General features: G+C 66.8%; 12 protein-coding genes. 3 read left to right on the forward strand and 9 right to left on the reverse strand.

The features are described 5' to 3' along the window. Positions 1-97: 97 nt before the first annotated feature. Entirely contained in the window at positions 98-277 is a 180-nt protein-coding gene (locus tag BIZ42_RS07265) for a hypothetical protein (protein WP_070426006.1), read from the reverse strand. Positions 278-471: 194 nt separating this feature from the next. Here BIZ42_RS07265 and BIZ42_RS07270 point away from each other — a divergent pair, with 194 nt between their 5' ends. Continuing rightward, positions 472-861, forward strand: coding sequence for a DUF2628 domain-containing protein (locus tag BIZ42_RS07270; RefSeq protein WP_070426007.1), 390 nt, complete (start codon positions 472-474; stop codon positions 859-861). A gap of 60 nt (positions 862-921) precedes the next feature. Here BIZ42_RS07270 and arcD read toward each other — a convergent pair whose 3' ends face one another. The 4 genes from arcD to BIZ42_RS07290 all read right to left on the reverse strand — a co-directional run bounded on the left by arcD (position 922) and on the right by BIZ42_RS07290 (position 7,873). After that, on the reverse strand, positions 922-2,346 hold the full coding sequence (gene arcD / locus BIZ42_RS07275) for an arginine-ornithine antiporter (RefSeq protein WP_070426008.1): 1,425 nt from the start codon (positions 2,344-2,346) through the stop codon (positions 922-924). Positions 2,347-2,454: 108 nt separating this feature from the next. After that, on the reverse strand, positions 2,455-5,055 hold the full coding sequence (locus BIZ42_RS19980) for a methyl-accepting chemotaxis protein (protein ID WP_070426009.1): 2,601 nt from the start codon (positions 5,053-5,055) through the stop codon (positions 2,455-2,457). A gap of 245 nt (positions 5,056-5,300) precedes the next feature. Further along, a complete protein-coding gene (locus BIZ42_RS07285; RefSeq protein ID WP_070426010.1) occupies positions 5,301-6,767 on the reverse strand; it encodes a SulP family inorganic anion transporter in 1,467 nt (488 codons plus the stop codon). Positions 6,768-7,009: 242 nt separating this feature from the next. Continuing rightward, positions 7,010-7,873, reverse strand: a complete 864-nt coding sequence (locus BIZ42_RS07290; protein WP_070426011.1) for a DMT family transporter — start codon at positions 7,871-7,873, stop codon at positions 7,010-7,012. 114 nt (positions 7,874-7,987) lie between these two features. Between BIZ42_RS07290 and BIZ42_RS07295 the strand changes: the two genes are divergently transcribed. Further along, positions 7,988-9,388, forward strand: coding sequence for a PLP-dependent aminotransferase family protein (locus BIZ42_RS07295; RefSeq protein ID WP_070426012.1), 1,401 nt, complete (start codon positions 7,988-7,990; stop codon positions 9,386-9,388). Here BIZ42_RS07295 and BIZ42_RS07300 read toward each other — a convergent pair. Continuing rightward, a complete protein-coding gene (locus BIZ42_RS07300) occupies positions 9,385-10,479 on the reverse strand; it encodes a DUF5694 domain-containing protein (RefSeq protein ID WP_070426013.1) in 1,095 nt (364 codons plus the stop codon). The two genes, BIZ42_RS07295 and BIZ42_RS07300, sit on opposite strands and share 4 nt — an antisense overlap. 120 nt (positions 10,480-10,599) lie before the next feature. Continuing rightward, entirely contained in the window at positions 10,600-11,655 is a 1,056-nt protein-coding gene (locus tag BIZ42_RS07305; protein WP_070426014.1) for a DUF5694 domain-containing protein, read from the reverse strand. A 233-nt stretch (positions 11,656-11,888) separates the two neighbouring features. Here BIZ42_RS07305 and BIZ42_RS07310 point away from each other — a divergent pair, with 233 nt between their 5' ends. Next, complete coding sequence (locus BIZ42_RS07310; RefSeq protein ID WP_156785703.1) at positions 11,889-12,413, forward strand: hypothetical protein; 525 nt, start codon at positions 11,889-11,891, stop codon at positions 12,411-12,413. A gap of 28 nt (positions 12,414-12,441) precedes the next feature. On the opposite strand, the gene BIZ42_RS07315 is transcribed toward BIZ42_RS07310, so the two are convergent. Together BIZ42_RS07315 and BIZ42_RS07320 are read right to left on the reverse strand one after the other, a co-directional pair. Further along, positions 12,442-12,792, reverse strand: a complete 351-nt coding sequence (locus BIZ42_RS07315; RefSeq protein WP_019183602.1) for an outer membrane protein assembly factor BamE — start codon at positions 12,790-12,792, stop codon at positions 12,442-12,444. 11 nt (positions 12,793-12,803) lie between these two features. Continuing rightward, positions 12,804-12,986: a hypothetical protein gene (locus BIZ42_RS07320; RefSeq protein WP_026069841.1), complete on the reverse strand. Its 183-nt coding sequence runs from the start codon at positions 12,984-12,986 to the stop codon at positions 12,804-12,806. Positions 12,987-13,181: the final 195 nt, after the last annotated feature.

Raw genomic sequence — 13,181 nt, forward strand, 5'->3', positions numbered from 1 at the left:
GATGGGCCGGTGTTGCGCGGTTTTTCCATGCCGTGGGCGGGGGAGCGGGCGGGCGTTTGGACGACCGGCCGCACCGGCGTGCGGTGGCGCGTTGGGCTCAGGCGACGGTGGCGGCGGTGGCCAGGTCGGTGTCGACCGGCGGGCGCGACAGCGCACGCGCGCTCACCTGCGAGAACTGCAGCTGGGCAAGCAGGTGCTGCGCCTGGGTGGCGACCGGGCACGGCGTGATCTGCGGTCCTGCCACAGGGCGCTCGGGGGACATCACATCAATGGACATGGTCTGGCATCTCGTTGACTTCTCATGACCCGCGGGGCTTCCGGCCGCGCGGATTGCGCACCCTATCGGAAAACCGGGACGAATGTGTGACGGTGCCCGCAGTCCCTTCCAAGAGTGCCCGCAAGCGTCGAAAAATTGGCGCCAATCAATAGCTTGTCGGTATCATGTAATCGTTTTCAACAAACGATTCGGATATGGATTCCAACACTGCTTCCCCCTACAGCCCCAAGTGGCAGTTCCGCTTCAACTTCTTCGACCAGCACGGCGCCCCCAACACGCCGACCTTCAAGGCAGCGTACAAGACGCTGCCGTTCGGCCAGAAGATCAAGGTCAACTTCAACTTCTACGCCCTGTTCTTCAGCTGGATCTACCTGCTGATCGTGGGCATGTGGCGCAAGGCGCTGACCATCCTGGGCATCACCCTGGTGCTGATGGTCGTCGTGGCGTTCCTGCCGGACGTGGTCGGCCGTGCGATCGGCGTGGCCTGGTCGGTGTTGATCGCGCTGACCACCAACTATTCGTACTACCTGGAAAAAGTGAAGGGCGACACCAGCTGGAACCCCTTCGCCGGCATGCGCTGGTAAGCAGCGCGCAGGCGTGGATGAAGAGCCCGGTCCTTGACCGGGCTTTTTTGTGGGGCGCTCTCACGCCAGGTGCAGATGGCCCTGGTACAGACCCCACGCCGCCCAGCCGGCCACGACGATCACGCCCGCCACGATGACCTGCTCGGCCCGGGTGAATATCCGCTGCCCATGCTGGTGCTTGGCGGCGGCGAACATGGCGATGCCCGGCGCATACAGCAGTACCGACAGCAGAACCTGGGACAGCCCACCGGCATAGACCAGCCACAGCGCGTACAGCGTTGCCAGCCCGGCCACCAGCAGATCGCGGGCCCGCAGCCCGCGCTGCCCGGCATAGGTTTCCCCGCGCAGTGCGAGCAGGGCGCCGTAACCGGCCGAGAACAGGTACGGCACCAGGCTCATCGACGCGCCCAGCAGCACCAGGCTGGTATAGGTGCCGGCACTGAACAGGGTGATGATCAGAAACAGCTGGATCAGCCCGTTGGTGAGCCACAGCGCATTGGCCGGCACCTGGCGCGCGTTCTCACGCCCGAGGAAGGCCGGCATCGTGCCATCCCCCGCCGCTGCGTACAGCACTTCGGCGCACAGCAGTACCCACGCCAGCAACGCCCCCAGCACCGAGACGATCATGCCGATGATGATCAAGGTGGCGCCCCAGGGCCCGACGATGGCCTCCAGCACGAAGGCCATCGAGGGGTTGCGTGCATGGGCCAGGGCGTCCTGGCGCAGCACGCCCATCGAGAGCAGATTGACCAGCATCAGCAGCGCAAGCACGCACAGGAACCCGATGATGGTCGCGCGCCCGACATCCGAGCGCCTGGCCGCGCGCCGCGAGTAGATGCTGGCGCCCTCGATGCCGATGAATACCCACACCGTGATCAGCATCATGCCGCGCAGCTGTTCGCCCACGCTGCCAAGTTCTGCCGTGCCCCAGAAGTCGCCGGTGAAGATGTCGGCCTTGAAACCGACCGCGGCGATGATGAGGAACACCACGATCGGCACGATCTTGGCCACGGTGACGACGGCATTGACCAGCGCGGCCTGGCGGATGCCGCGCAGGATCATTGCGTGCATCGACCACAGCAGCACGGACGCACACGCCACCGCCTGCCAGGTATTGCCCTCACCGAAGGCCGGCACGAAATAGCCCAGGCCACTGAAGATCAGCACGAAATAGCTGACGTTGCCCAGCAGCGAACAGACCCAGTAGCCCCAGGCCGCCGAGAAGCCGATGTAATCGCCGAACCCGGCCCGCGCGTACGCATAGATGCCGGTATCCAGCTCGGGCTTGCGGTTGGCCAGGTTCTGGAACACGAAGGCCAGCATCAACATGCCCAGCCCGCTGATCATCCAGCCGATCAATGCCACGCCCGGGCCGGCGCTGCGCGCGATGTTCTGCGGCAGCGAGAAGATGCCGGCACCGATCATCGACCCGACCACCAGGGCAGTCAGCGCGGCCAGGCCAAGCCGGTCGGAACGGGAGGTCATGTGCTCACCATGCCTGCAAAGAATAGCGCCGATTACCAATGCAGCGCGGTGAGCATCCGGTGAATCACGCGACCCGGCGCGCCATTGGAAGTGGCACGCCGGGCAGGATCAGAAGGTCTGCCAGTCGTCCCCGTCTCCGGCCACGGCCGCTGCCGGCATCCGCGCGGCGCTGCGCGCGGGCGCGGCCCGGCGTGCCGATGTGCTGGCCGCGCCAGCACTGGACTGCAGGCGGAAGATCGCCACCGCAGTACCCAGCTGCTGGGCCTGCTCCTCCATCGCACGCGCCGCCGCCGTGGCTTCCTCCACCAGCGCGGCATTCTGCTGTGTGGTCTCGTCCATCTGGGTGATGGTCTGGTTGACCTGCTCGATGCCGGCAGACTGCTCTTTCGAGGCGGCCGAGATCTCGGCCATGATGTCGTTGACCCGACGCACGCCGGTGACGATCTCCTCCATCGTGCGGCCGGCGGTCTGCACCAGTGCCGAGCCCGCACTGACCTGGGTCACCGAGTCGTCGATCAACGTCTTGATCTCCTTGGCGGCGCCCGCCGAGCGCTGGGCCAGCGCGCGCACTTCCGTGGCCACCACCGCGAAACCACGGCCCTGCTCGCCGGCCCGGGCTGCTTCGACAGCGGCGTTCAAGGCCAGGATATTGGTCTGGAAGGCAATGCCGTCGATCACCGAGATGATCTCGGCGATGCGCTTGGACGAGGCCTCGATGCCGGCCATGGTGGTCACCACCTGGCCGACCACCACGCCGCCCTGCGAGGCCACCTCGGCAGCACCGGCGGCGAGCTGGTTGGCCTGCACCGCATGGTCCGCGTTCTGCCGGACCGTGGAGGTGAGCTCCTCCATCGAGGCGGCGGTCTCTTCCAGGCTGGCGGCCTGCTGCTCGGTGCGGCGCGACAGATCGCTGTTGCCCGCGGCGATCTCACCGGCGGCCAGGTTGATGCTGCCGGTGGCCTGCTGGATGCGGCCGACGATATCGGTCAGCTGCGCGACCGTGGTATCGGCGTCGTCACGCATCCGGGCGAACACGCCATGGAACTCACCGCGCATGCGTGCCGTGAGATCACCCGCTGCGATGGCACGCAGCAGCGCGGAAATCTGCTGCAGATTGTCATCACTGACCTGCATCATCGTGTTGAGGTTTTCGACCATGGCGCGGAAGTCGTGGTCGAAGCGCACCACGTCGCCACGCTGGCTGAAATCGCCCACCGCCGCCGCGCCGGCCAGGTCCCCGATCTGGGTATTGATGGCGCGCAGGTTGGCCTTGGTGGTATCCATCGCCGCGGTAAAGGCGGCCTGCTCGCCGGGCAGGCGGTCCATGTCCTGGCTCAGGTCACCGACCGCGTAGCGCTGCATCACCTCGACCAGACGGCGCGTGACCGCGATGTTGGCGCCAACCAGCTGATTGGTGTCTTCCACCATCTTGCCGTACTCGCCGGGGAAGGCCTGCGCGTCCATGCGGTAGCTCAACTCACCAGCCTCGTGGCGCTGGGCCATCTCCCCCTGCGCCGCCATCACAGCGCGCAACTGGCTGCGCATGCGCTGCATCGATTCGAGCAGGCGCCCGACTTCGTCGTTGCGCGCGGGCGGCAGCGGCGTGTCCAGACGGCCTTCGGCCACCTCGGCGGACAGGCGGACCGCATCGGCCAGCGGACGGATCGCCTGGCGGCGCAGCAGCACGTACACGCTGCCGCTGAGCACCAGCGCCGCGCCCAGGCCAACGGCGAGAATGATCCACAGCAGCGCACGTGCCTGCGCGGTGATCAGCGCGTGCGGCACGCTCACACCGAGCGCGAAATGCTCCTGGCTGCCACCGATGCGCAGCGGCACATAGGTCTTTACGTTGCCGGCCGCATCCGGTTCGAAGGCATCGAAGGTCTTGTCCGCCTTCACCGCGGCCAACACCTGCGTGGTCACCGCATCCTCGCGACGCTTGCCGATCTCGTTCGGGTCCTCCGCAGCCAGCACGATGCCGCCGGGCGAGATCAGTTCAACGTGACCTTCACCCATCGGGCGCAACGCGGCGAGGTGCTTCTGCAGTGCGGCCAGCGCGAAATCCACCGTCACCACGCCGAGGAAGGTGCCGTCATCGATCACCGGGGTGGACAGCGTGGTCATCAGCACCTTCTGGCCACCGATCTCGTACGTATAAGGCTCGGCCACCGTCTGCCGCTTCAACTCCTTTGGCTTGAGATACCAGTCGCCGTCGCCGGGCACGTCGTAGCCCTTCAGCGCATCCTGCATCGGCGTACCGTCGTGCCAGGCCCAGTAGCTCATGAAGCGGCCGGTATCATCGTGTGCCTCGGCACCGACGAACTCGGTGTCCTTGCCATCGAAGGCTTCCGGCTCCCACAGCGTGCCGAACCCGACCCACTCCGGGTGTACCTGCACCTGCTGGTGGATCACGGCGGCGACCGTCGCCCGTGACAGCGTACCCGCGGCGCGCTGCACCAGCAGGTTCTGCGCCAGCGCCTGGCTGGTGGCGAAGGCGCTGGAGAGATCACCACTCACCCGCAGCGCTTCGGCCTGGGCCTCGCTCTGCATGGTGTGGCGTGAGGCATCGACCAGCGACGCGCTGGCTTCGCGATAGCTGATGGCGGCGGTGACACCGAAGCAGAGCATGGCGATCAACGCCGTACCCAGCATCAGTCGGTTGGCGATGCTGCCAGGGCGCTTGGACGCGGTGGGGCGGGACACGGGCATGGGGGGCGGTTCCGGAAAAAGGGCATACCGGCGGACGCACGCGTGCGCCGCCACGGAAACACGCAGTCCATTGCGGGCCGGCACGCGCGCGGTGTCATCACGGCGCGGCCAGCAGGGATCGATGCCACCGCCCTGCTCTGTGGAGATACCACCTGCCGGCACCCTGACGGCGCCGGCCCAGAGAAGGGACTCAGCTGGATAACGGCGTGATCGGCCCGATGTTTAGCGCCGCTTCCTGACCGTGTTCAGTGAACGCCCGCGCCGCGCTCGCCACGCCCCAGCCGCTCCACCAGCGTCTGGCTGGCGGCATTGAGTCCGATCACCTCCACGCTGGCGCCACGCGCGCGCAGCTTGCCGGCCACCCGCTCCAGTGCACCGACCGCACTGAGGTCCCAGAAGTGCGCGTTGCTCAGATCGATGACCACGCGCTCGGGCACATGCAGCAGATCGAAGGCCGCCGCGAACTGCCCGGCCGAGGCGAAGAACACCTGCCCGCTGACCGTGTAGACACGGCTGCCGTCGGCGGCTTCGGCATCGGCGATCTCCAGCATCCGGCCGACCTTGCGGGCGAAGAACAGCGCCGACAGCAGCACCCCGGTGAGCACGCCCTTGGCCAGGTCATGCGTGGCGACCGTCACGATCACCGTGCCCAGCATCACCAGCGAGGAGCTCTTGGGATGCAGCCGGAACTCGGCGAACGAGCGCCAATGGAACGTCCCGATGCTGACCATGATCATCACCGCGACCAACGCGGCCATCGGAATCTGCCGGACCCACTCCGCGCCGTAGACCACCAGCAGCAGCAACAGCACGCCGGCCACCAGGCAGGACAACCGCCCGCGGCCCCCGGATGAGACGTTGATCACCGACTGGCCGATCATGGCGCAGCCGCCCATGCCGCCGAACAGCCCGGCCGTGATGTTGGCCAGGCCCTGGCCGGCACATTCACGGTTGCGCTGGCTGGGCGTGTCGGTCATGTCTTCCACGATCTGCGCGGTCATCATCGATTCCAGCAGGCCCACCACCGCCAGCGTGGCCGAGACCGGCAGCAGGATGCGCAGCGTTTCCCAGGTGAGCGGCACGTCCGGCAGCAGGAAGGTCGGCAGGCTGTCCGGCAGCGCACCCATGTCGCCCACGGTGCGGATGTCCAGGCCGAGCCAGATCGACAGCGCGGTGAGCACCACGATCGCCACCAGCGGCGAGGGCACTGCCCGGGTCAGCAGCGGCAGCAGGTAGATGATCGCCAGGCCTGCCGCGCACACGGCATACACCTTCCAGGGCATCCCGATCAGTTCGGGCAGCTGTGCCAGGAAGATCAGGATCGCCAGCGCGTTGACGAAGCCGGTGATCACCGAGCGCGACACGAAGCGCATCAAGGCGCCGAGTTTCAGCGCGCCCGCGACGATCTGCAGCAGCCCGGCCAGAATCGTCGCGGCCAGCAGGTACTGCAGGCCGTGATCGCGCACCAGATCGACCATCACCAGCGCCATCGCGCCGGTGGCCGCGGAGATCATGCCCGGCCGCCCGCCCGCGATGGCGGTGACCACCGCGATGCAGAACGAGGCGTACAGGCCGACTTTGGGGTCGACCCCGGCGATGATGGAGAAGGCGATCGCCTCGGGAATCAGCGCGAGGGCGACCACCGCGCCGGACAGCAGATCACCGCGGATATTGCCGAACCATTGCTGGCGCAGCGGATAGGAAACAGACATGGACAGACTCCACGCACCGGCGATCCGCACGGCGCGTTGTGTGATGAAGACAAAGCACTCCCTGAGCCAGCGCAAGGGCCGGCGCGTCGTCAACGCGGTATCAGGGTGGCGTCATCACAAGGGTCCTGCCGAGGCAGCGAAAGCGGCGCGCAGGATAACGCAGTCGCCGGGTGGCCTCAAACCGGCGGGGCGACGCCTGCCACGCCACTCCGTGGATCAGCGGCACCGGCGACCGATCCGGGTCAGCGCGCGAAGCGGCGCGCACCGGCCACGCAGGTCACCGCGCACATCGTCACGACGAGCATCGCCCAGCTCACGGTTTCATGCAGCAGCAGCGCCGCCAGCACCAGTCCGAAAAACGGCTGCAGCAACTGCAGCTGGCCAACCGCGGCGATCCCTCCCTGGGCCAGCCCGCGGTACCAGAACATGAAACCGACCAGCATGCTGAAGACCGCCACGTAGGCCAGGCCGAACCACGCCGGCGCGTCCACGGCCGCCAGGGATGAGGGCCAGCGCAGGGCCACCAGCGGCAGCATCAACGGCAAGGACAGCACCAGGGCCCAGCTGATGACCTGCCAGCCCCCCAGCGTGCGCGACAGTCGCGCACCTTCGGCATAGCCCAGCCCACAGACCAGCACCGCCGCCAGCATCAACAGGTCGCCCTGCAGGGAGGCGGCAATTCCCGTCGACAGCGCGTAGCCCACCACCACCGCACTGCCGAGCACCGAGAACAACCAGAACCCCCGACGCATCCGCTCACCGCCGCGCAGCACACCAAACAGCGCGGTACTCAACGGCAGCAACCCGAGAAACACGATCGAGTGAGCCGAAGACACGTGCTGCAAGGCCAAGGCCGTGAGCAGCGGGAACCCGACGACGACGCCAAGGGCGACCACCAGCAAGGGCGCCAGCGATGCGCGCGTGGGCCGCGGCTGACGCAGGGCGAGCAGCAGCATGCCGCCGAGCACCGCCGCGATGCTGGCGCGGGCGGCGGTCAGGAAGATTGGGTCCAGTTGCAGTACCGCGATCCGCGTGGCCGGCAGCGAGCCGGCGAAGATCACCACACCGATGAAACCGTTGATCCAGCCGCGGGTTGCGTTGTCCATGCCGACATCCTTGAGGGGCGGCCAGTGGACCACGGCGGCGCGGCGCTACTCCATGTACAGTCCAATACACTTTGCCGTAACTGTTATGGCCGAACGACCCGTACGGATGCTCCAATGACCTTCCCCACCACCCGCATCGAGGCCGTCATGGCCAGCGTGCGTGCCCGCCTCAATGACCGCAGCTGGCTACCCGGCGCACGGCTGCCCTCGGTACGCGCACAGGCCAAGACACTGCAGGTGTCCGTATCCACCGTGGTCGAAGCCTATGAACGGCTGGCGGCCGAGGGGCTGATCCAGTCGCGGCCCGGCTCCGGCTTCTATGCGGCCGGCCCGGTTGCGCCCTTGGCACTGGCCGAGATGGGGCCACCGCGCGATCGCCAGGTCGATCCGTTATGGCTGGCACGGCAATCGCTGGACCCCGAGGCCGGCGTGCTCAAGCCCGGGAGCGGCTGGCTGCCCAGCGACTGGATGTATGTCGAGGGGATCCGCCGCGGCCTGCGCAGCGCCGCCCGCGCGAGCAGCACCGCGCTGGCCGATTACGCCTCGCCACTGGGCCTGCCGCCGCTGCGCCAACTGCTGTCCCGCCGCTTGGCCGGACACGCGGTCGAGGCGGCACCCGAACAGATCATGCTCACCGAATCGGGCTCGCATGCGGTCGACCTGATCTGCCGCTTCCTGCTCGAGCCCGGCGACACCGTGCTCATCGACGACCCGTGCTACTTCAATTTCCTGGCGCTGCTCAAGGCGCACCGCGTGCAGGTGGTGGGCGTGCCCTACACGCCGAACGGCCCGGACGTGGAGGCTTTCGCCGCGGCGCTGCAGGCCCATGCACCCCGCCTGTACATCACCAACTCCGGCATCCACAACCCGACCGGCGCCACGCTCTCGCCGGCCACCGCACACCGGCTGCTCTCCCTCGCCGACAGCAGCGACCTGATCATCGTCGAAGACGACCTGTTCGCCGATTTCGAGCACACGCCCGCGCCGCGGCTGGCCGCGTTCGATGGCCTGTCGCGGGTTATCCAGGTCGGCAGCTTTTCCAAGACGCTGTCCGCATCCGTGCGCTGCGGCTATATCGCCGCGCGCCGCGACTGGATCGACGGCCTCGCCGACCTGAAGATCGCGACCAGCTTCGGTGGCGGGCGCCTGGCCGCCGACATCCTGCACGCCGCACTGACCGACAGTGGCTATCGGCGCCATCTGGAGCACGTGCGGGTGCGGCTGACCGCGGCGCGTGAACTCACCCTGGCGCGACTGGCGCCCCTTGGCATCACACCATGGACGGTGCCGCAGGCCGGCATGCTGCTGTGGTGCCGCCTGCCCGAAGGCCTGGATGCCGCCGCGATCGCGCGCCGCTGCCTCGCTGAAGGCGTGATGCTGGCACCGGGCAATGCCTTCAGCCCGTCATTGCGCGCCGCCGGCTTCCTGCGTTTCAACGCTGCACAGGCGCAGGATGCGCGGGTGTTCGAGGTGCTCGCGAAGGCAATGACGTCCTCACACGCAGACGCCGCCTAGGGGGTCGGGTGCTGCGCGTCAGGCTGCGTCGTCGTCGCGCCCTCCCCGCCGAGCACTGTCTGCGTATCCACGATATCCACCCCCGAGACCTGCCCCAGCCACCCATCGAACCACGGCTTGTGAGACGCGCCGACGATGGACAGGACGCGGGAACCGGGGTGGTCACGCACGACCTCGAGAATGTTGGCGACCATGCGCAGGTTGCGGATCTCCCAGCCCTGCACCCAGATCTGCGGGTAGTGCTGCGGTGACACGGCCGCCAGCGTTGGGCGCACGTTGGACTCGGCGAGCACCTGCAGCGCGGCAGGATCGTTGACGCTGCGATACAGCGAGAGCAGATCGTTGGACGCGATGAAGGCCGCCTCGCGCTCCGTCATGGCATCGAACGTGGGGCCATACCCACTCCACGCCTGCTGGAGCGCTGCGCTGAATGCCTTGCGGTCCGCGATCTGGTGATTGTCACCGGTGTGGTCGTCCACCGCGTATACGCGCGGCAGGCCGAGCCGCGCGGCCAGCACCGCGGCGATCTGGTAGCTCTCATTCCTGCGCGCTTCGATCTGCCTGAGCAGCTCGACCAGGGTGCCATCCAGGCCATCGCCCGCCCGTCGCTCGGCCACGGGCAGCTGCAGCCACTGCACGTACGCGGATGCCCGTTCCCCTGCTGCAAGGAACAGGGCGGACAGTTGGCGACGCTGCGCGGGCGTGGGTGATGCCGGCCAGGATGCCAGCGTCTTGTTGACCTGCACGATCGCAGCGGGCACGTCCAGTCCGGTCGCCGTCTTCGCCGTCTCCGTGCTGGCGCAGTAGTCATCCCCGTAGATCGCGGAGTGGCGCTTGGCCAGGTCGCACTGTTCGCCGCTGATGGCTTCGATGGTGATGTAGCCGGGCTTGAAGGCGGCCAGCCTGTCCAGCAACGGGTCCAGTGCCTTGGGATCGAAGGCCTCGTGCTCGCTGAGGTGCACGCTGCCCAGCACGAGCATCTCCGTGCGTGGGCCGACCATGTCCTTGTCCAGGCTCGCCAGGTCGATCTGCGCCTGGGCGCAGACCGGGATCAGGGCCATCACCCAGGCCGACAACACGCGTTGCTTCATGCATCACCTCAAGAGGGGTCCGTGGCCGCCTTTCTAGCAGGCCGATGCAGGTCGGGCCACGTGCCGGATGGCACGGGGGCCCACGGCAGCCTCCATCGTGGCACCGACGAAGTGCGCGCTCTATTCCTTGAGCACGTCCTCTGCATCCACGATATCCACGCCGGACATCTGGGCCAGCCAACCATCGAACCAGGGCTTGTGCGAGGCACCGACGACGGAGAGCACGCGGGAGCCGGGGTGGAGGCGAACCACATCCAGTACGTTGGCGACCATGCGCAGATTGCGGATCTCCCACCCTTGCACCCACATCTGCGGATAGTGCTGCACGGACACCGCGGCCAGGGCCGGGCGCACGTTGGACTCGGCCATCACCGCCTGCGTCCGCGGCGCATTGGTGAGGCGGTACAGCGAGAGCATGTCCTTGGCGGTGACGAGGCGCTTCTGCTCGTCAATGACCGGCTGCAGTTGGGACCGGTCTTTGCTCCATGCATCCTGTACCGCCTTTCCAAAGGCCTCGCGATCGGGAATCTGGTGCCTCCCGCCGGTGTAGTCATCGACCGGGTACACGCGCTGGTGCCCCAGCCGCGCCGCCAGGCGGGCGGCAATCTGATAGTCCTCGTTGTTGCGCGTACCGAACTGCTCCAGCATCTCGACCAGGGTCCCATCCAATCCGTCGCCGGCGTGCTGTTCGGCCTGGGGCAGCTGCAACCACTGCACGTACGCCGATGCCCGCTCACCGGCGGCCAGGAACACGGCGGCCAGCCTGCGACGCTGCGCAGGTGTGGGCGCCGCTGGCCACACCTTCAATTGCGTGTTGATCTCAGCGATTGCGGAAGGCACATCGAGGCCGGTGCCCGTCTTCGCCGTCTCCGTGCTCGCACAGAAATCCTTGCCGTAGACCGATGGGTGACGCATCGCCAGATCGCACTGCTCGCCACTGAGCGCTTCGATCGTAATGAACGCCGGTTTGAACGCGGCAAGCCTGTCCAATACGGGATCAAGCGATGCTCGGTCGAAATCCCTGTACTCGCTCAGGTGCACGCTGCCGAGAACGAGAATCTCCATGCGTGGGCCGACCATGTCCTTGTCCAGCGCGGCAAGGTCCACAGCCGCACAGGTGACCGCAGGGAGCAGCGTTGCCAGGCAGCCGCACAACCGTGAGTGGCGTCGGTTCATCATCCATGACCTGAGAGGTGGTTGACGGCTGTTTTAGCAAGCCGCGGGGCCAGCGACACCTGCCGAATGACACGGGGACCAAAGGCGCCGTGCGGGGAGCCTGCGAAAGAAGTCCCCCAACAGCTGACGAGCACCCCCTTGCGGTCCAGAATGGCCGGCTCCCCGCGTGTTGCGGGTGTCTCAAGGGATGCGGCATGGCGACAAGGAACACCAAGGTCGAGTGGATCAAGGGGGTGATGCTGCTCATCTTCTTTGCCATGCTGTTTGGTATTCCCAACAGCTCGCCATGGTTCGGGCTGGTGTTCGTATACCTGATGGCCGCCGGGCTGTTCATCGTGGGCAGCATGCTGTGGATTGCGTTGCGCAGCCGACGCGCAGCGCTGGCATTGAGCCGCACGCCACCCAAGCGCGCCCTTCATACCCGCGAGGTGAAGGCACTGGAGTGGTTCGGCCAACCCGAGCGGATCGTCTGGCGCATGCCGCGCGGCAACGTGATCGATCTTGAAAAAGCGGCGCAGGCCGCAGGCAACCGGCCGGTGGTGCGCACACTTCGCGGGCCATACCGGGAAATGGTACGTGCCCGGCATCACGAGCGGCATGCGTTCATCGGGGAGGTCGAAGTGCTCATGCTGCCCGGCGCCGACCACTCGCTGCGCGAGAACAATGAGGCCGACGTGTTGCTGTGCGGAACGTTCGCGGTGGTGCTTGCGTTGAATGGCGCCTGGCGGATCGACCAGGCGCCATCGTTGCTGCGATGACACGCGTGCGCACCGCGTTGTCGATCAATCAATAGCGCTGCTTGATCGGCTCACTGGCGTCCAGGTACCCCGCCGCTAGAGCCTTCTCGCAGGCGATATAGCCTGCGTTGACGACGCGCCCCTGCGCGTTGAAGGCCACATAGTAGGGCGATGTATTGCCGCGGTTGCGCAGAAGGTAGTTGTAGCAGACGCCGTTGATGCCGGGCAGCACCATCGCGTCCAGCGGCCGGCCCGCGGCGCTCAGGACCGACTCGCGCGTCGCGCCCTGCTGCAGCGAACTCATCACGACCGGATTGCCGCGATCATATTGCAGGACGCTGGGCATGCATCCAGACAGCGCTGCGGCCACACCACACGCCAGCAGGATCGCCTTGGTCATGGGGACGGCACTCACTGTCGGCGCGCACGTGCGGCCGCCGCATTGGCGTCGCGGATGCGCTGGTGGCGCGCCTGCTTGTCGTAGTCGTCCTTTGCCTGCATCACGCCACCGGCGGCCTGGATCCAGCTGCTGGTCGTACAACCGGACACAAGCAATGACGCGGCAAGGGCTGCCGGGATGATGAGAAACTTCATGATTCAACCTCTCTGAAAGCCAATCGGCACGTGGCCGATGGAAAACTGCGCCGCACTACCGGCAAGCGCACATGAAGCGATGCGAAAAACCACATCGCGAAATCGGCAAAGCCATTACTGGCGCCGCAAACCGGGGCGGAACGATAGTTGACACGCACTTAACAAAAACGAAATGTGCCGTGTTTCTATTTTTGT

Origin of the sequence: Stenotrophomonas sp. LM091 (assembly GCF_001806305.1) — a bacterium.
Lineage (GTDB): Bacteria > Pseudomonadota > Gammaproteobacteria > Xanthomonadales > Xanthomonadaceae > Stenotrophomonas > Stenotrophomonas bentonitica_A.

Coding starts and splice junctions, on each gene's coding strand:
- BIZ42_RS07290 (WP_070426011.1), bottom strand. CDS start 7,873: ATGGACAACGCAACCCGCGGCTGGATCAACGGTTTCATCGGTGTGGTG.
- BIZ42_RS07320 (WP_026069841.1), bottom strand. CDS start 12,986: ATGAAGTTTCTCATCATCCCGGCAGCCCTTGCCGCGTCATTGCTTGTG.
- BIZ42_RS07270 (WP_070426007.1), top strand. CDS start 472: ATGGATTCCAACACTGCTTCCCCCTACAGCCCCAAGTGGCAGTTCCGC.
- BIZ42_RS19980 (WP_070426009.1), bottom strand. CDS start 5,055: ATGCCCGTGTCCCGCCCCACCGCGTCCAAGCGCCCTGGCAGCATCGCC.
- BIZ42_RS07285 (WP_070426010.1), bottom strand. CDS start 6,767: ATGTCTGTTTCCTATCCGCTGCGCCAGCAATGGTTCGGCAATATCCGC.
- BIZ42_RS07265 (WP_070426006.1), bottom strand. CDS start 277: ATGTCCATTGATGTGATGTCCCCCGAGCGCCCTGTGGCAGGACCGCAG.
- BIZ42_RS07300 (WP_070426013.1), bottom strand. CDS start 10,479: ATGAAGCAACGCGTGTTGTCGGCCTGGGTGATGGCCCTGATCCCGGTC.
- BIZ42_RS07305 (WP_070426014.1), bottom strand. CDS start 11,655: ATGAACCGACGCCACTCACGGTTGTGCGGCTGCCTGGCAACGCTGCTC.
- BIZ42_RS07315 (WP_019183602.1), bottom strand. CDS start 12,792: ATGACCAAGGCGATCCTGCTGGCGTGTGGTGTGGCCGCAGCGCTGTCT.
- arcD (WP_070426008.1), bottom strand. CDS start 2,346: ATGACCTCCCGTTCCGACCGGCTTGGCCTGGCCGCGCTGACTGCCCTG.
- BIZ42_RS07295 (WP_070426012.1), top strand. CDS start 7,988: ATGACCTTCCCCACCACCCGCATCGAGGCCGTCATGGCCAGCGTGCGT.